General features: G+C 42.1%; 18 protein-coding genes and 1 tRNA gene. 13 read left to right on the forward strand and 6 right to left on the reverse strand.

What is annotated here, in order from left to right:
* Nucleotides 1–3: 3 nt before the first annotated feature.
* The 4 genes from OSCIL6407_RS0126265 (at nt 4) to OSCIL6407_RS0126280 (ending at nt 2,663) form a co-directional block, all read left to right on the forward strand.
* On the forward strand, nt 4–894 hold the full coding sequence (locus OSCIL6407_RS0126265; protein ID WP_007353343.1) for a class I SAM-dependent methyltransferase: 891 nt from the start codon (nt 4–6) through the stop codon (nt 892–894).
* Between the two features lie 48 nt (nt 895–942).
* Nucleotides 943–1,638, forward strand: a complete 696-nt coding sequence (locus tag OSCIL6407_RS0126270) for an HAD family hydrolase (RefSeq protein WP_007353344.1) — start codon at nt 943–945, stop codon at nt 1,636–1,638.
* A 137-nt stretch (nt 1,639–1,775) separates the two neighbouring features.
* Nucleotides 1,776–1,848: transfer RNA gene (locus OSCIL6407_RS0126275), tRNA-Ala, on the forward strand.
* A gap of 368 nt (nt 1,849–2,216) precedes the next feature.
* The gene (locus OSCIL6407_RS0126280) at nt 2,217–2,663 is read left to right on the forward strand and encodes a hypothetical protein (RefSeq protein WP_007353346.1); all 447 of its coding nucleotides are present in this window, start codon (nt 2,217–2,219) and stop codon (nt 2,661–2,663) included.
* Between the two features lie 229 nt (nt 2,664–2,892).
* Here OSCIL6407_RS0126280 and OSCIL6407_RS0126285 read toward each other — a convergent pair whose 3' ends face one another.
* The 3 genes from OSCIL6407_RS0126285 to OSCIL6407_RS35635 form a co-directional block, all read right to left on the reverse strand.
* Nucleotides 2,893–4,047 (reverse strand): DUF2281 domain-containing protein, encoded by a 1,155-nt coding sequence (locus OSCIL6407_RS0126285; RefSeq protein ID WP_007353347.1) that lies wholly within the window; start codon nt 4,045–4,047, stop codon nt 2,893–2,895.
* 214 nt (nt 4,048–4,261) lie between these two features.
* Complete coding sequence (locus OSCIL6407_RS36380) at nt 4,262–4,405, reverse strand: hypothetical protein (protein ID WP_007353348.1); 144 nt, start codon at nt 4,403–4,405, stop codon at nt 4,262–4,264.
* Nucleotides 4,406–4,506: 101 nt separating this feature from the next.
* Nucleotides 4,507–4,665 carry a hypothetical protein gene (locus tag OSCIL6407_RS35635; protein ID WP_155523430.1) on the reverse strand — a complete coding sequence of 53 codons (159 nt, stop codon included), beginning with the start codon at nt 4,663–4,665 and terminating at the stop codon, nt 4,507–4,509.
* A gap of 141 nt (nt 4,666–4,806) precedes the next feature.
* Here OSCIL6407_RS35635 and OSCIL6407_RS37940 point away from each other — a divergent pair, with 141 nt between their 5' ends.
* Nucleotides 4,807–4,938 (forward strand): hypothetical protein, encoded by a 132-nt coding sequence (locus OSCIL6407_RS37940; RefSeq protein WP_267879561.1) that lies wholly within the window; start codon nt 4,807–4,809, stop codon nt 4,936–4,938.
* Nucleotides 4,939–4,948: 10 nt separating this feature from the next.
* On the opposite strand, the gene OSCIL6407_RS0126300 is transcribed toward OSCIL6407_RS37940, so the two are convergent.
* Nucleotides 4,949–5,557: a hypothetical protein gene (locus OSCIL6407_RS0126300; RefSeq protein ID WP_007353350.1), complete on the reverse strand. Its 609-nt coding sequence runs from the start codon at nt 5,555–5,557 to the stop codon at nt 4,949–4,951.
* Nucleotides 5,558–5,798: 241 nt separating this feature from the next.
* Here OSCIL6407_RS0126300 and OSCIL6407_RS0126305 point away from each other — a divergent pair, with 241 nt between their 5' ends.
* The 5 genes from OSCIL6407_RS0126305 (at nt 5,799) to OSCIL6407_RS37945 (ending at nt 9,700) form a co-directional block, all read left to right on the forward strand.
* On the forward strand, nt 5,799–5,996 hold the full coding sequence (locus OSCIL6407_RS0126305) for a high light inducible protein (RefSeq protein WP_007353351.1): 198 nt from the start codon (nt 5,799–5,801) through the stop codon (nt 5,994–5,996).
* 191 nt (nt 5,997–6,187) lie between these two features.
* Complete coding sequence (gene psbP / locus OSCIL6407_RS0126310; RefSeq protein WP_007353352.1) at nt 6,188–6,727, forward strand: photosystem II reaction center PsbP; 540 nt, start codon at nt 6,188–6,190, stop codon at nt 6,725–6,727.
* A gap of 67 nt (nt 6,728–6,794) precedes the next feature.
* Entirely contained in the window at nt 6,795–7,448 is a 654-nt protein-coding gene (locus OSCIL6407_RS0126315; RefSeq protein WP_007353353.1) for a Maf family protein, read from the forward strand.
* A 288-nt stretch (nt 7,449–7,736) separates the two neighbouring features.
* Nucleotides 7,737–9,491: a hypothetical protein gene (locus OSCIL6407_RS0126320; RefSeq protein ID WP_007353807.1), complete on the forward strand. Its 1,755-nt coding sequence runs from the start codon at nt 7,737–7,739 to the stop codon at nt 9,489–9,491.
* Nucleotides 9,492–9,565: 74 nt separating this feature from the next.
* Nucleotides 9,566–9,700, forward strand: coding sequence for a hypothetical protein (locus OSCIL6407_RS37945; RefSeq protein ID WP_267879562.1), 135 nt, complete (start codon nt 9,566–9,568; stop codon nt 9,698–9,700).
* Nucleotides 9,701–9,839: 139 nt separating this feature from the next.
* On the opposite strand, the gene purF is transcribed toward OSCIL6407_RS37945, so the two are convergent.
* Nucleotides 9,840–11,303 (reverse strand): amidophosphoribosyltransferase, encoded by a 1,464-nt coding sequence (gene purF / locus OSCIL6407_RS0126325; protein WP_007353805.1) that lies wholly within the window; start codon nt 11,301–11,303, stop codon nt 9,840–9,842.
* Nucleotides 11,304–11,450: 147 nt separating this feature from the next.
* Between purF and OSCIL6407_RS35640 the strand changes: the two genes are divergently transcribed.
* Both OSCIL6407_RS35640 and OSCIL6407_RS0126330 read left to right on the forward strand, forming a co-directional pair.
* Nucleotides 11,451–11,591 carry a hypothetical protein gene (locus OSCIL6407_RS35640; protein WP_155523431.1) on the forward strand — a complete coding sequence of 47 codons (141 nt, stop codon included), beginning with the start codon at nt 11,451–11,453 and terminating at the stop codon, nt 11,589–11,591.
* A gap of 254 nt (nt 11,592–11,845) precedes the next feature.
* Entirely contained in the window at nt 11,846–12,460 is a 615-nt protein-coding gene (locus tag OSCIL6407_RS0126330; RefSeq protein ID WP_007353804.1) for a Uma2 family endonuclease, read from the forward strand.
* A 209-nt stretch (nt 12,461–12,669) separates the two neighbouring features.
* Here OSCIL6407_RS0126330 and purL read toward each other — a convergent pair whose 3' ends face one another.
* Nucleotides 12,670–15,204 carry a phosphoribosylformylglycinamidine synthase subunit PurL gene (gene purL / locus OSCIL6407_RS0126335; protein WP_019487871.1) on the reverse strand — a complete coding sequence of 845 codons (2,535 nt, stop codon included), beginning with the start codon at nt 15,202–15,204 and terminating at the stop codon, nt 12,670–12,672.
* A gap of 348 nt (nt 15,205–15,552) precedes the next feature.
* On the opposite strand from purL, the gene OSCIL6407_RS0126340 reads away from it, so the two are divergent.
* Nucleotides 15,553–16,569 (forward strand): hypothetical protein, encoded by a 1,017-nt coding sequence (locus OSCIL6407_RS0126340; RefSeq protein ID WP_007353311.1) that lies wholly within the window; start codon nt 15,553–15,555, stop codon nt 16,567–16,569.
* The last annotated feature ends 4 nt before the right edge of the window (nt 16,570–16,573 follow it).

Here is a 16,573-nt window from a genome sequence, read left to right on the forward strand (position 1 = left end):
ACTATGGCTGTTCGCAAGGATACAATTTTTGAGCGTTTCTTGTCGCCGATTATGCGGCTGATGATTGACGAAGAGGCGCTGCGGCGGTTATATGAAAATATCGATTGGCAAAAAGAGAGCGATCGCATCTCTCAGCCAAATCTAGTTTATCCCGAATACTACAGCAGCCAGAACTTTCACGGTATAGAAAGAGGCTACCTCAATCCTAGCGCGGCTGTTTCCTATGACCCCATAACTCAGTATGTCTTACCTCCTAGCGAGGCGATCGTTAGACAGGGATTAATTGATGCTGTTATGGGTGTACCGAGGCGAATTTTAGACTTAGGATGCGGTACGGGTTCGACAACCCTAATGTTGAAACAAGCATTTCCGCAAGCGGAAGTCATCGGGATGGACTTATCGCCTTATATGATTCTAGTAGCAGAAATGAAAGCTCAAAAAGCGGGGTTAAATATTCAATGGCGACACGGAAATGCTGAACAAACGGGATTTCCTAACGCTTCCTTTGACTTGGTAACTGCTTCTTTATTATTTCATGAAACGCCGCCAACAGTATCGCAAAATATTCTCCGAGAAAGTTTTCGCTTGCTGACGGTTGGGGGACAGGTAATAGTTTTGGATGGGAACCAGAAAACTTTGCGACAGACAGAATGGCTGACAGATGTGTTTGAAGAGCCTTATATTAAGTCTTATGCCGCTGGTAATCTGGATGCTTGGATGGGTAGCGCTGGATTTGGTGCTGTCCAAACTGACGATGTGTGGTTGGTAAATCAGGTGACACGGGGTGTAAAACCACTTCCTGGCCAAGATCCGCAGGTACGGGTCAATCAGTGGCAAAATGCGAGCGATCGCGTGCCTGATTTCGACTTAGAAGGGTTTCCAGCGCCAGCCTAAAACACTTTTTCAAAGTATTTAAACTTAGCTTTTTGCTACACTTTGCCCATGACCCTAAAAGCGGTTTTATTTGATTTTAATGGAGTGATTATTAACGATGAGTCGATTCACGAACGGCTGATCGAGCAATTACTAATTCAGGAAAATTTACGGATTAATCGTGGAGAGTTTCGCCAAGTTTGTTTGGGAAGAAGCGATCGCGCTTGCATTGCAGAATTACTCAACCGCAGAGGCAGAACTGTGACTGAAACCTATCTCGATCGGCTGATTGCACGCAAGGCTCAAGCTTACATTAAAGAGGTGGAGCTTTTGGAAAAATTGCCGATATATCCGGGGTTGGAAGAATTTATTTTGAGTCTTCAGGTAGCGCAATTAAAAATCGCTTTGGTGACAGGTTCTCTGCGGTTGGAGGTAGAATTGGTGTTAAATCGATCTGGCTTAGCACAATACTTTGAGGTAATTATTGCTGGTGATGATGTGATGGCAAGTAAACCGCAACCAGACGGTTATCTCTTAGCAGTTGAAAGGCTGAACCAGCTTTATCCAGACCTTAAGTTGGAACCTGGGGAATGTTTGGCGATCGAAGATACTTTTGCTGGGATTGAAGCGGCCCAAAAAGCGGGTATTTCTGTTGTGGGTGTGGCGAATACTTATCCGTTTCATTTCCTCCAACGTGCTGCTAATTGGACTGTAGATTACCTTTCCGATTTAGAATTTGAGAGAGTCCAGCAGGTTTATTCGTAGGAGGTAGGTCAGGAAAATCCAGCATAGTCTAGACATTTTTGCGAAATTGTGGTACGATCGCTAAATATCTGCAAGTATTTAGCAAGCAGTCACGATCGAGGTTTTAGGTTTTTTACTCTTAAATCTAAGCTCGGTAGGGGGAATTAGCTCAGTTGGTAGAGCGCTGCGATCGCACCGCAGAGGCCAGCGGTTCGAGTCCGCTATTCTCCATATCTTGTTGTCAATTAACACATTATTTGTCGCAGATTCCAGGTTGATGAGATACACCGCTTTAAAAAAGCTTAAAATTGTTATATCTTACTTTTCTTACTTAAATGCTAAGGAAGAAATTAGCGACAAAAGATAGTATGTCTAATTATCGTTGCTATAGCATTGCGCCTTTACAATAAATATATAGCAGTTTTCAATCAAAAGAGGTACATTAGCCGCTGTTAGTGGAATACCCTATAAATTTAATCTATCGAAAGAGTGGATTTATTGAATAATTTACGATCGCATAACTTCAGTCTAGGGAAAGATTTGGTCGATCGCTCAAATGAAGTACAAAGAGAGTGTTAAATCTCATCGAATTGTATTCTATGAAACTGAATTATTTTACAAAACCGCTTTCGACTCTAGGACGCTGGATGGCGACAGCTCTGTTTTGCGTGTCAGCGATCGCCTTCATTTGGCAAGGTGCGTTTTTCTCGAACACCGCAGCAATGGCTAATCCTGTTTCCAGCCTAATCGCAACCTCAGATGCGGGCGATCAGGTTAAAGCTAAAACCAGTGAAGATGCTGGACGAGCCAAAAATTTCATCGAAGATACGAAAGATAAGGTGAAGGAAACTGCAAATAGAAATGCCGATAAAGTCGATCGAGCAACGGACAACCGTAGTTTTGTTGAACGCAAAGCAGACAAAGATACAGCGCGAATTGAAGAAAGAGCCGATCGAGATGCGGCTCGGACTAAGAAAGCAGTAGACAACACAAAGAATGCTATTGAACGCACTGTTGATAAGATCAAGGATACTTTTAGTAACTAGAGAATAGATTCTAGCAAAGAAAGTCAGTGTACATTTTTTCCTTCATTGCATCTCCTGGAAGCGGAAGGAAAAAATGGACATTGATTAGCTTTAAAACTTTTTGTTACCTGATAGGGCTCGAACCGCAGAATCCAGCGGTTCGAGCCCACTATTCTCCATCTTTTGTTGTCAAATAACACCTTATTTGTCTTTGTTAACACATTTAGGCTCTGCGAGCATTTTCTTATTCTTAGCTTACTTGCTTTTGTTGTTGTCTTTGCTGCAAAAATTCAGCAAAGTCACGAACTTCGGCAACTAAATCATCGGATAAATTATCTAAAACTGTGGTTAAATGTTCTCGAACTCCCATCGTTTCACGGGCAGGAATTGTTAAAATTAATTGATGAGGATAAACGGTTTCTACGCCTATTGTTTCGATAAATGAGCCAGATTCATCCTGAGTAGCTGGCATAAAATCCCCATTTTCATCATAATGAGATTTAAAGTCTTTTTCACAATGAGATTTAAAGGCTTTAACGATATCAATAGCTAAACGATATGTTTCACAAAAATACTCCGCCTCGAATCCAATAAAATTTGTTTTAAGCTCCGATAATTTTAGCTGATTTCCTGTATCTATTTTAATAATTTCATTAATTCTTTTGTTACACTCATCATTGCCGAACCAGCCACTATGTACGCCAGCGTTACGCCGTGAACTTCTTTCTGCATATAGTAGCCATTTTAATCGTAAGAATGTGTCTCCTGTTTCTAAATATGTTCGTAAATTCTTGATATAGTCTAATGGACTACCACGCATAATGTCATCTCGGATCAGACTATTAATTTCTCCGTCAATTAATTTAATGGCTTTTTCGCCCTCTGCCATGCCTAAAAAAGCCGCTATCTCTGAGGCAGAGCTTAATTTACCTAAATCACTAAACTTTATCTCCTTTATCTTTTTAATCTTTTTGTCACCTAATCGTTCGGGATATGCCTTTAAAACTAATAAAAGTATTTGGGAGAAAAAATCATCTAATACTGTTATGATAGTTATAAAAAGTTGATGGTATATGTAGTTAAAAACTTTTTTGTTTTTTTCGGACATTTTTATATATTCATTGTTAATTTCCCCAAATTCTTTAGGAATTAGATTTGCGGCTGTATTTATATGTCCCTGAAACATGACTTTATCAAAATTATCTGTAATATGGAAGGAAGGCTCTATCAAATCTTTATAATTTATATTTTTGGCTTCTACTTCGGCTTTCTCAATAGCTTCTCGAATAAACTCATAACAATGAGAAATAGCTTCTATATTTTGGAGCTTTTGGTCTGACAAACCCTGGATTTTACTAATTAATTCTTGTCGGCGTGTATCAAGTATTTGTTGTAAATTCTCCATAGTTACTAAGTGTCTCCAAATAAATTAAGCTGCTAAATACTGAGTAAACTTAATTAACTCTTATACATCGGTGTCACTCTCCTGCGTTATAATACCCTATAATGCCACCAATTGCAAGTCTGTCACCGCTTCCCCGTTACGAATTGCGCCGACTTCGGGTGAGTCTTGACAATGTAACCCTCTCCTCACTTCGGATCTAACATACTTACCTGATTTAAAAAATCGGAACTAACTGCAAATATTCCACCATCAACAACCGCAAATAATCTAACATCCTAATATAACCCTTCATCCGCTCATACTTTCCCTGAGTGTCAAAGTAAAAATCAGCAATAACAGGCACATTAAAAAATCGCATTGCTTGCAATTACCCAATTACCTGCAACTCATTTTCAATCCCCCTCTTCCCTTAATTTGACTGGCATAACCTCGCAAATTAACCGTTAATAATTCAACTTCCTATAACAAAGAAAATGCCTCGTCGTTCCCCGGAAACTCAACAGCATTTTTTTGCCATTCCTCTCTAGCACTTCGCTCCGCCAAAGTCAACTGTTCCAATACATAAATAATGTGATTTTTAGTAGTTTCTTGCTGCTTTAAAGTAGTTTCACTCATCATTGACTCCATAAGTAACAATATGAGCGCAATCTTAGCAGGAACTTATTTAGGGCTTACGCACCCAACCAAAGAAACCGGGTTTTTTGACGAAAATACTTCGTTTTCACCACAGATACTCTCAAAAACCCGGTTTCTGGAGCCATGAGCGTAAGCCCTATTATTGTAGAGCTAACATCGACGCGATCGCTTCTCTCCACACCCTCCAAGTCAGTCAATAAAGAGCGATCGCGACAGCCTCCCATCGCGATCGCCCTCTATTGGGCCAGAGGATAAAATCTAAAAGCTAAACTCGATTAAGCCACTGAGGATAAGCCAAAGAATTATCCAAAGTTAACTTTTGACCCGGATAACTCTTACTCACCCAACCAGCTACAATCTGTAAATTTTCCATCAAATAACTGTCATGGCCAAAAGACTCAAAAGCAATAGTCCACCACTCCTCCCCGTTAATACTTAACTGCGTAATTTCGACACTGCAACCTTGGGGGATAGGCGCTTCCACTGGAACCGGAGTCAAACCTTCCTCCGAAACTTGGTATAGACGTTGCGATCGCTTTTTCTTCACCGTCACCCACACCCCAGTTGCCAAAATATCAGCCGCCACAGGTGCCTCTGTCTCTACACAAACCCACTTCAGCCACTTTTCCGCCTTTCCCTCCCAACGGTTGCCAAACTGCACTGGCCCTAACTCAGCTTGCCGCCATTTTACCTCTAAGCCTTTCTGCCTCAACTTTATGCCCAGATAATCGCAGCTAGGTATCAGTAAATATGAGTCTTCCCGTTCTTCATGAGGCCATAAATAGCCGCCCAGACTATCCTGCCAAAACCACTGGGCGATCGCTTTTGGCAGCGTGCCACTATAAAACCATCGCAGTTCCACACTGGCCCGCATAAATCTTTCCTCCCTTGCAACATTTTTTCCAGCCCTGACTGGATTTGGTACTGACCTTTAACTTGCCATCCTCTATATAGTCCCTTGTTCCTTGTCCAGAGTCCACTGTCCCCAGTTAGATTCATCGCCCTAAATCCAAGGAAATGTTGAGATTGAAAAAATTTTATATTTTACTTTACATTTATTAATGGCTCTGTTACATTTGTTAACAGGAGAGAAAAAACCATTCAGGAGTACAAACATGACTAGCAAAGGAGCGATCGTTGACGATCAAGGCAAACTCAACAATTTTGCCATTGAACCCACTATTTACGTCGAAGAAGAGCCGCGTACAGGCTTTACAACCTACGCAGAACGGTTAAACGGTCGCCTTGCCATGATTGGTTTTGTCTCGCTACTAGGTTTAGAAGTGCTAGCTAGGCACGGATTTCTGGGATAACAAACTAGCGTGTATTGGGATTTCGAGATAGAACTGCAAAGCTATGGACGAGGGAAGCGCTCCATAGCTAAATTGTTTTTAGGTCAATATCCCTCCTCCCATCCTTGAAGGCGATCGGTTTCCGTTTTGGGTGTCTTTATGAGAAAATCAAAATCATCACATTATGCACCCCGACCAGGTAATCAAGAATAATGCTCAAACGAATCGCGGCAATACTTCTGGTAATTTTTAGCTTTACCTTAACCAGTTGTGTATCAACCGTTAGCGGGCTCAAAAGCTACATTGACACAGCCGACGGCTACCAATTTCTCTATCCTAATGGCTGGACGGCACTAAATGTTTCCAATGGCCCAGATGTAGTATTTCGCGATTTAATTGAGCAAACAGAGAACGTCAGCGTCGTTATCAGTGAAGTTCCCAGTGGTAAAACTCTTGCGGATTTAGGTACTCCCAGCGAAGTAGGATATCGGTTAAGCAAAAGCGCGATCGCACCTCCCAATTCCGGCCGCGAAGCAGAATTAGTTAATGCCGAAGCCCGTGAATCTAGAACGAAAAGTTATTACATTTTAGAGTATGCCGTCAAACTTCCCAACCAACTGCGGCACAACCTAGCTAGCGTAGCAGTCAGTCGCGGTAAACTTTTCACTATCAACATATCTTCTACTGAAGATAGATGGCCAAAAGCCAAACAATTATTTGAGAAAGTCATTCAATCTTTCTCTGTCTATTAAGCTTTTAAGGGTAATTGTTAACTGTTAATAGTTAACAGTTAACAGCTATAAGTCTCGATCGCACAAAATGGATATTCCCACTTTTGTACTAGCCTCAGCTTCCCCCGCGCGCCGCCGCCTATTAGAAAGTGTTGGCATTAATCCTATTATTTATCCCAGCGACTTTGACGAGTCCCAAATTCAACTAAACGATGCGGCTGAATTAGTCGAGATATTATCACAACGAAAAGCTGAAACAGTCGCTAAATCTCTGATTGCGAATCCCAATTCACTCCCGACTGGGAAAAAGGGAGAATTTGAACAAGGTAAATCGATCGTAGTTTTGGGATGCGATTCCCTTCTGGTTGTTGGCGACGAGATTCATGGAAAGCCAGCAGATGCAAAAGATGCGATCGCGCGGTGGCAAAAAATGCGCGGTGAAGTTGGCCAACTCTACACTGGCCATACCTTAATTGACATAACACAGGATAGAATCAGAGTCAAGTGTCAAGTTACCCAAGTTTATTTTGCTGAAGTTAGCGATCGCCAAATTGCAGCTTATGTCGCCACAGGAGAACCGCTACAATGTGCTGGCTGTTTTGCCATTGAAGGTAGAGGGGGATTATTTATCGAGAAAATCGAAGGTTGTCACACCAATGTCATCGGTTTAAGCTTGCCACTACTGCGAGTAATGTTAGCAGAATTGGGATATGACGTTACAGATTTTTGGCAATCTAATTAGGAAATTTAGAGGTAATTGGTAATTGGTAATTGGTAATTGGTAATTGGTAATCGCTAATCGCTAATCGCTAATTCACAACTTACCCATAGACAATTTAATTCAGTCATTGCGAGCCAAGCGAAGCAATCTCAACCACTTACTATACTTTTACAATCCGTAAATCCTCTAATTGCCAATTGGGTAAAAACCCTACTTATATCCCCATCTCCTCCTTTCCTTCTTCCTTCTCCCCTCTTCCTTCTTCCTTCTTCCTTCTTCCTTCTTCCTTCTTCCTTCTTCCTTCTTATTATGACTTTTTTGACTTACTTTAATACAAAAAATATTCTAACTTTTCTATCGGGTTTACTGATATTTATCTTTATTCTACCTGGCTGTTTAAACTTAGCAAAAAATCAGAATCCTACTGTGAATAACTCACCAAATACAATAGCAATTAATAGCTCATCCAAAAATTCTAACTCAACCTCTCCTGTAGGAGTTAATCTTTCTGGAATCGCCGACTGGTCAACAGAATTACCATTTTTAGATGCCTTTAAATCTTCTAGAAAATGGATGACTCAGTGCGATCCAAAAGAGGCTGGATGTCAGGGAGAATTCGATACCAATGAATATAATCTTTTAAATCTTGACGAAAACGGCTGGGTCAAATCTCTTCCCCTTCCCCAAGATTCTCCTAAATATACCCGTGTCAGCACCTTATTATTAAGGGACATACCAAACTTTTTCCCATCAGGCAAATATATTGTCATGTATGAAGGCGAGGGAACAATTGAGTATAAATTTGCGGCTAAAAAAGATGAAGCATCCTCACAACCAGGCAGAGATATTATTGATGTAGATGCTACCAATAAAGAGGGAATCTTGCTGACAATTACTGCCACAGATCCCAACAAAATAGGAAAATATATCCGCAACATTAGAGTGATTCACTCTCAAGATGAAAAAGCTTATGAAAGTGGTGAGATATTTAACCCCAAGTTTATAGACAAAATTAAAAAATTTAAAACCCTGCGTTTCATGGATTGGATGAGTACAAATGGTTCTGAACAAAAAGAATGGTCAAACCGACCTAAACCAGAAAACATTTCCTATGCTTATCAAGGCAATGTCCCAATTGAAATCATGGTTGCTTTGGCGAATAAAATCAAGGCAAATGCTTGGTTGAATATGCCAATCATGGCTACTGATGAATATTTAAAAAACTTTGCTCAGACTGTTAAAAATAGTTTAGATCCAAATTTAAAAGTTTATGTAGAGCTTTCTAATGAAGTTTGGAATTTTTCATTTCCCCAATCTCAATATGCTTTACAACAAGGTCAAGCTAGGTGGGGAAAGGATAAACAAGATGCTTATATGCAATGGTATGGAATGCGTACAGCTCAAATGTGCGATTTTTGGAAAGATATTTTTAGCGAACAAAAGGATCGAGTTGTGTGTGTAATCTCAACTCAAACTGCATGGAAAGGATTAGAAAATTCTGTTTTAGAATGTTCTTATTGGGTAGCAGAAGGTAATAAACCTTGCTATCAACGCGGTATAGATGTCTATGCTATCACTGGATATTTTAGTGGTAATTTGGGTGCGCCAGAAAACACCAGCATCGTAGAGTCTTGGTTGAATGATTCAGATGGTGGTTTTAGTAAGGCTTTTAAACAATTGAGAGATGGCGGTTTGCTAGGAGGGTTTAAGGATAGTTTATCTGATGGTTATGGTTTGTTTAAATATCACTCAGAGGTAGCGCAGAAAAAGGGTCTTAAGTTAGTTGCTTATGAAGGAGGTCAACATATTGTAGGTATTCAAGGGAATGAGAATAATGAAAAGCTTACTAATTTCTTTATTGAGTTAAATAGGCGACCAGAAATGTATGAGTTATATACAAAATTACTGGAAAATTGGAAAGAAGCAGGCGGTACTCTTTTCATGCAATATTTGGATATTGGTGTACCAAGTAAGTGGGGTAGTTGGGGTGCTTTGGAGTATGTTGGCCAAAATGGTTCGCCGAAATATAATGCTTTGATGGACTTTATTGATAATAATCCTTAGTTGGTGGGATGGCTGTGTTTTGACTTTTCCAGCTCAGTCTTAAATCAGGTAATACTAGCCTAATAGCATTAGTGTTGTCTGTTAATCAACGCAAAAAATCTGTAACGCCGCCATCCTGGCGGTTTCTTTATCCCTATTATGTCACTTTGGTCAGAGAAAAAGGCTTTCGCCTTGCGATCGCTGGATTTGAGCCATTCTCAATAATTTAGGCTTCTGCATTCGCCAGCCTGAAAAACCAGTAGTTCCAGAAAATTCTCTCCCCAAAGTGACATAATAGGGATTACCGCCAGGATGGCGGCGTTACAGAGAGTATGGGTAAGCCCTGTTGGTATTACCTACTTTGACTAATTAAGTAGGAACCTTTTCCAGAATTAACTTAGACCGTTTAACTGGTTCTGGGACAACAATGGGATAATCCCCTGTGAAACAGGCCGAACAGAAATTATTAGAATCTTCCTTAGTCGCCTTCAGCATTCCTTCTCTACTCAAGAAAGCTAAAGAATCAACCCCAATTTGGTTGGCAATTTCTGCTACTGATTTCGTAGCAGCAATTAACTGATCTTGGTTATCGGTATCAATTCCGTAGAAACAAGGGTGAGTTACTGGGGGTGACGAAATTCTCATGTGAACTTCAGTAGCACCGGCATCTCGCAAAGCTTTAACAATTTTTTTGCTAGTAGTACCTCTCACAATTGAGTCGTCTACCATGATTACTCGCTTACCCTCTAAGACATCTTTAAGAGGGTTAAGTTTCATCTTAATTCCTGATTCTCGCATTGTCTGAGTTGGCTGAATAAATGTACGTCCAACGTAGCGATTTTTAATCAGTCCCTCAGCATAAGGAATCCCGGAAACTTGAGAAAAACCAATAGCGGCGGGAATTCCAGAATCAGGAACGCCGATGACAATATCAGCATCAATGGGGGATTCTTGTGCTAATTTTTGCCCGATTCTGAGCCTGTAGCTATACAAACTTTCGCCTTCCATTATGCTATCTGGCCGAGCAAAATAAATCATTTCAAAGATGCAAAGTTTGGGCTTTGGTTGTTGACTCCAATGGAAGGAAGCCATACCATCTTCGGTGATCCAAACTAATTCTCCTGGTTCTACATTTCGCAAATATTCGGCACCAATGATATCTAAGGCGCAGGTTTCTGATGCTAAGACGTAGCGGATGGGATTTGTACCTAAAGTGCCAATTACGAGGGGACGCACGCCGTAGGGATCGCGTACTCCCATTAAGCCTGCGGGGGTGCCGATGACTAAACTAAAGGCTCCCGTACAGCGATGAAAGGCGCTGATTGCAGCTTCTAACCAGTCTTTGCCATCGTCTACTTCTAGCGCGATCGCCACTGCTATCATCTCTGAATCTGTTGTACTTACAAAATTGCAGTTGCGGTTTAGCAATTCTTCGCGTAAGACACCAGTATTGACAAGATTGCCATTATGTGCTAGCGCCAAGGAACCTAAGCGGGTTTTCACAACAGCAGGCTGAGCATTCACAACCTTTGATGAGCCTGTAGTAGAGTAGCGAGTGTGACCAACTCCTATGGTTCCAGGCAGGTGACTTAAGCAGGATTCATTGAAGACTTGGGAGACTAGGCCCATATCTTTGTGCAAATGCACATTTTCACCCTCAAATGTGGCAATTCCTGCTGATTCCTGACCCCGATGTTGTAAGGCGTACAGACCAAAGTATGTCATTTTAGCGACATCTTCACCGGGGGCACAGATACCGAAAACACCGCAAGCTTCTTCTTGCTTGTCGGATGCCAAATTTTCGTCAGCCGCGAGGGGATGGTTGGGGATCATGGTATGGCTTGGTTCCTAATACAGGATCGTGGGTTAGTGGGAGGCTCTGAAAGCTGAATGCTGTCCGGCGCAGCCGCCGCGCAGTTTAATTATTTCTTAATGTTCCCATGAAATAGGCATTAACTCACATCCTATGCCTTAAGGCAGATGCTAAGGGGCGTTCGATGGCATGGTAAGCGATCGCACATATTTCTAATTGTAACGTTAGTTAACGACGTGCGATCGGGGGGATTTCCCCCAAATTCAGATGCGGGACTCCCACAATCAAGGGTAATGGCTAATGGCTAATGGCTAATGGCTAAGATTCGGGGCGGGTTTTGTTTTGATATTTTTTGTTTGTGACAAAGGTTATCTGCTAAACCCGCTCCTACAGTTTCAAAGATTAGACTTAAGGCGCGATCGCGCTTTTAAAAGATGAGAATTAAGGTGCGATGCCTGTGGCTGGCTGCTTCTGTGCGCTTGACTTTCCTGTGTAATTGACATACTATATTATCTAGGGAATATGTGCGGCCAAGTAAGGTCAATAATTGGGAACAAAGATAATGGTTCAATCACCTCCCAAAATTCTAACTGTTGATGAATTTATCACCCACTACGGCGATCGCGATCGCTACGAATTAATTGATGGTGAGTTGACAGAAATGGAACCAACAGGGCCTCACGAACAAGTATCGGCTTTTATTGGGCGAAAGCTGAATGTAGAAATCGATCGTCAGGATCTATCATACTTTATCCCCCCTCGCTGTCTCATCAAATTATTAGGAACAGAAACAGCTTTTCGGCCGGATGTCATTGTCTTAGATGAAACTGAATTGATTAATGAACCTTTGTGGCAACAAGAACCTGTAATTACATCTGGAAAATCAATTAAACTAATTGCGGAAGTTGTCAGTACCAATTGGCAAAATGATTACGCCCGTAAAGTTGAAGATTATGCCTTGTTAGGCGTGCCTGAGTATTGGATTATTGATTATTTGGGGATTGGTGGCAGAGAATATATTGGCAAACCGAAACAACCGACAATTACAATTTGTACGCTGCGAGAGGATGAATATCAAAAAGAGTTGTTTCAAAATAATGCTCGACTTGTTTCTTTTATTTTTCCTGAATTCCAAGTAAGGGCAGAACAAGTATTTACGGCAGGCAGAGCTTTTTAACTTAATTTACGATCCAAAACATAACTAGGCTTATCCGATATTTTCAGGTGTATCTCAGATTTTGTCAGCATCATCTAAAGCTAAAAAAGATCGGGCGATTGAAATCGCATCTATACAGACAATGTCCGCCTACGCGGACTATAAAAATTTAACCCGCGCAGGCGGGTTAAGTCTCGTGTAGACGCGATTTCAACCGCCGAGTCCTATAATTAATCAGATCCTAAGCGACGTTCAATAGCATTGTAAAAGCGATCGCACATCTCCTCAATCGTTACCTCAATTAAAGATTGACCATCATTTGTCACAACCCGTAAAGGCGCTTTTACAGTACCAACTTGACCCAGTTTTTGCCACAAATTCGGCAAATGTTCCTCTAAATAAGATACCCAAACCGCCTCATTTTCCGGCGCAACTGAAACTAAAATCGTATTCCCCCGTTCCCCGAACAAAACTTCATCCCAACGCTTACCAGTTGCCAAATTAACGTTAAGATTAATCTCGGCTCCTAGTTTAGCAGAAATACAGGATTCAGCGATCGCGATCGCCATTCCACCCTCAGCGCAATCATGGGCCGAACGTACCCAACCATTACGAATACCCTCCCGACAAGCTGATTGCACCCGCTTTTCTAAATCTAAATTAACTCTCGGCGGTTTTCCCCCAACAATGCCGTGAATTGTTGCTAAATATTCAGAACCTCCTAAAGTAACATTTGTTGTCAAATTACCATCTTCTTTACTATCATCTGATGTCAGATTTCCGAGTAAATAGATTAAATCTCCAGATTCCTGCCAACCTTGACCACAAATCTTAGTTAAATCTGGAATTAACCCCACCATTCCAATCACAGGAGTAGGATAAATTGATGCAGGTTTACCCTCAGAATCCAGAGTTTCATTGTAAAGAGAAACATTACCGCCAGTGACAGGTGTTCCTAATTCCCGACAAGCATCGGCAATACCGCGACAAGATTCTGCTAATTGCCAATAACCAATCGGTTTTTCAGGAGAACCAAAATTTAAATTATCTGTAACTGCCAAAGGTTCTGCACCCACACAACTTAGATTTCTTGCTGCTTCGGCGACAACCGCTTTTGCACCTTCGTAGGGGTCAAGATAAACATAGCGGGAATTACAATCAACTGTTGCTGCTACTCCTTTTTTAAAGGAAGAACCCCCTAAATCCCCCTTGGTAAGGGGGACTTCAATACCCCCTAAATCTCCCTTACTAAGGGGGACTTCAATACCCCCTAAATCCCCCTTACCAACGGGGACTTCAATACCCCCTAAATCCCCCTTACCAACGGGGACTTCAACACTTTCTTGCCCCCCCTTACCAAGGGGGGGTTGGGGGGGTTCCAACGGACGCAATCGGATAATCGCTGCATCGGCTGCACCGGGAAGCATTACAGTGTTATTTTGTACTTGATGGTCGTACTGTCGATAAACCCAACTTTTAGAAGCAATTGTCGGCGTATCTAGTAGTGTCAATAAAATTTCATTCCAAGTTTGAAACTCTTCGGCAATTTCAATACCATTAATTGTACAAGGAGGCAAAGAATTAGCTGACCATTCCCAAGCTTTCTTTACATATTCGGGCAATTCTGTCAACAATTTATGGTGATAAATGGGCGTATTCTCTGCTAAAGCAGTTGCGGGAATTTCGGCGGCAATTTCTCCCTTAAATAAAATTCGCACGATTGGTTCGGCAATGACTTGACCAGCGATGACGGCTTGGAGTCCCCAACGGTGAAAAATATCAATTAACTCTTGTTCGCGCCCTTTGTGAGCCACAAATAACATCCGTTCTTGTGATTCGGAAAGGAGATATTCATAGGGAACCATTCCTGTTTCTCGAACTGGGATTTTATCTAAATCAAATTCAATTCCAACCCCACCTTTGGCTGCCATTTCTGATGTGGAACAAGTGATGCCGGCTGCACCCATATCTTGGGCTGCTACTACTGCACCTGTTTTAAATGCTTCTAAGCAAGCTTCAACTAATGATTTTTCTAAGAAGGGATCTCCTACTTGCACGGCGGGGCGATCGTCAACTGATTTATCGGTTAATTCTGCACTGGCGAAACTTGCGCCGCCCATGCCATCTCTGCCAGTAGTTGAACCAACATAAAGCACTGGATTACCAATGCCAGATGCACCGGATTTAACTATTTCTGGTGTTTCCATTAACCCCAGGGCCATGACATTAACTAAGGGATTGCCAGAATAGGCGGAGTTAAAGTAAATTTCGCCGCCGACGGTTGGAACGCCAATGCAATTACCATAATGGGAAATTCCTGATACTACACCTGTGAATAATCGCCGAGTTTTAGCATCATCTAAGGAACCAAAACGGAGGGAGTTTAATACAGCAATGGGACGCGCCCCCATTGTGAATATATCTCGCAAAATTCCGCCGACTCCGGTGGCTGCACCTTGGAATGGTTCTACTGCTGAAGGGTGATTGTGGGATTCGATTTTAAAGGCGAGTTGGATGCCATTACCTAAGTCTATAACGCCGGCATTTTCTCCGGGGCCGACGAGAATGCGATCGCCTGTGGTGGGAAATTGTTTGAGTAGCGGCCGCGAATTTTTATAGCAGCAATGTTCTGACCACATCACGCCAAACATTCCTAATTCAGCCTTGTTGGGATGGCGATTTAGCCGTTTGACAATTTCTTCGTATTCTTCAGGTTTTAGACCTTCAGCGGCGATTTCTTCTGGGGAGAATGGGGCTAATGACATGATATTTTGAATTCCTTGGTGAAGGGCAATCCTGAATTGGATTTATTAGTGTTATCTTATCGTAATGTCGCTCTCTGGGCGGTTCTTTCACCGCCCAGAGGGTGGCGTTACGGGTGCATAATTTTGAGATAGTTCGCGATCGCTACATAAATTTTAAGACTTACGCACTTTCAGGGTATAGGGAGAGTTGGGGATTGCTTGCGTCTAGTCAAGCGCTACGCGCAGGCTTCGCCAACGCCATCACAGAAATACCAAAAATACGTTCAAAACTGCCTAAGTCCTGAATTTCTCAAGCGGCTGTATTACACTTAGGTGAGCAGCCCTCACTGGTTTTCGGGCCAAAAGCTTATGTTTGCTAAATTTCACGCTCTTTATCCGACAGGTCAGTTAATCTCAGAGTTGGTGACAATTTATCACGGTAAATTTGTCGTTCGCACTCTGATTCAGGTAGATGGAAAAACTCTGGCTACGGCGATGTCTGCTGGTGATAGTGTTGAGTTGGCAGAGGATCAAAGCTGGAAGCGATCGCTCTCTATGCTCGATCTTAATGCCCCCATGCCTCAGTCAACTTCTCTGGAAACTGAACCAGTTGTCAGGCTGTACACAGGAACCAATCGAGACGACGTTAGGGAAGATGTAATGTCAACTTTCCCTGGAGATGTTGTACCGCAAGTTCCCCAGCGAGATATTCCTGTTACTACTGAAAAGGTTATTCCTTCCTCTCAAAGTAGTTTTGTCAATACCAAAACGCCGGTAAATGACTCTACATATTCGTCGCCTCCTGAACCCGTGCGATCGCCACTTCCTCCCCAGACTCCAAGCGTTCCCCCTGCGCCGAAGCAATTAGACTCTGATGCTTGGCTTTCCTCTAGTTATGGGGTTTCTTCCCCAAGTCAGGAGATAGCGGCAATACCCTCGCCAACAGGCGGCAAAAGTGAAACGTCGTTTTCGCCTCCGACTGACAGCAGCCTCGATCTAGGGGAAGTGGAACCCCTATCTACAGAGATTCAAAGTGGGATACCTCTGGAAATGAGCCCGCCGAGCGAGACCATAGAGGATAATTCCGATACGATCGCGCAAATTGACGTACTGCTCAAGCGCCTGAAGTGGAGCAAAGATCAAGAATCGGAGTATTTGCTTCAAGCTTACGGCAAGCTTTCACAGGGTATTTTAGCTCGGCATGAGTTACTAGATTTCTTAGACTATCTAGAAATTTTTAGCAAAACTACTGAGGAAATTACTCGCTTGCATTGGGATAGAAAGCAAGGTCGCGATCATCTTAACCAAGCTTACGGCAAAATCGCACGGCATCACTTAAATAAAGAACAGTTGCTCGATTTCCTCCAATATCTGGAATCGCAGTAAATAG

It is taken from the genome of Kamptonema formosum PCC 6407 (assembly GCF_000332155.1).
GTDB classification, from domain to species: Bacteria; Cyanobacteriota; Cyanobacteriia; order Cyanobacteriales; family Microcoleaceae; genus Kamptonema; species Kamptonema formosum.

Coding starts and splice junctions, on each gene's coding strand:
- OSCIL6407_RS0126265 (WP_007353343.1), top strand. CDS start 4: ATGGCTGTTCGCAAGGATACAATTTTTGAGCGTTTCTTGTCGCCGATT.
- OSCIL6407_RS0126270 (WP_007353344.1), top strand. CDS start 943: ATGACCCTAAAAGCGGTTTTATTTGATTTTAATGGAGTGATTATTAAC.
- OSCIL6407_RS0126280 (WP_007353346.1), top strand. CDS start 2,217: ATGAAACTGAATTATTTTACAAAACCGCTTTCGACTCTAGGACGCTGG.
- OSCIL6407_RS0126285 (WP_007353347.1), bottom strand. CDS start 4,047: ATGGAGAATTTACAACAAATACTTGATACACGCCGACAAGAATTAATT.
- OSCIL6407_RS36380 (WP_007353348.1), bottom strand. CDS start 4,405: ATGCGATTTTTTAATGTGCCTGTTATTGCTGATTTTTACTTTGACACT.
- OSCIL6407_RS35635 (WP_155523430.1), bottom strand. CDS start 4,665: ATGATGAGTGAAACTACTTTAAAGCAGCAAGAAACTACTAAAAATCAC.
- OSCIL6407_RS37940 (WP_267879561.1), top strand. CDS start 4,807: ATGAGCGTAAGCCCTATTATTGTAGAGCTAACATCGACGCGATCGCTT.
- OSCIL6407_RS0126300 (WP_007353350.1), bottom strand. CDS start 5,557: ATGCGGGCCAGTGTGGAACTGCGATGGTTTTATAGTGGCACGCTGCCA.
- OSCIL6407_RS0126305 (WP_007353351.1), top strand. CDS start 5,799: ATGACTAGCAAAGGAGCGATCGTTGACGATCAAGGCAAACTCAACAAT.
- psbP (WP_007353352.1), top strand. CDS start 6,188: ATGCTCAAACGAATCGCGGCAATACTTCTGGTAATTTTTAGCTTTACC.
- OSCIL6407_RS0126315 (WP_007353353.1), top strand. CDS start 6,795: ATGGATATTCCCACTTTTGTACTAGCCTCAGCTTCCCCCGCGCGCCGC.
- OSCIL6407_RS0126320 (WP_007353807.1), top strand. CDS start 7,737: ATGACTTTTTTGACTTACTTTAATACAAAAAATATTCTAACTTTTCTA.
- purF (WP_007353805.1), bottom strand. CDS start 11,303: ATGATCCCCAACCATCCCCTCGCGGCTGACGAAAATTTGGCATCCGAC.
- OSCIL6407_RS35640 (WP_155523431.1), top strand. CDS start 11,451: ATGCTAAGGGGCGTTCGATGGCATGGTAAGCGATCGCACATATTTCTA.
- OSCIL6407_RS0126330 (WP_007353804.1), top strand. CDS start 11,846: ATGGTTCAATCACCTCCCAAAATTCTAACTGTTGATGAATTTATCACC.
- purL (WP_019487871.1), bottom strand. CDS start 15,204: ATGTCATTAGCCCCATTCTCCCCAGAAGAAATCGCCGCTGAAGGTCTA.
- OSCIL6407_RS0126340 (WP_007353311.1), top strand. CDS start 15,553: ATGTTTGCTAAATTTCACGCTCTTTATCCGACAGGTCAGTTAATCTCA.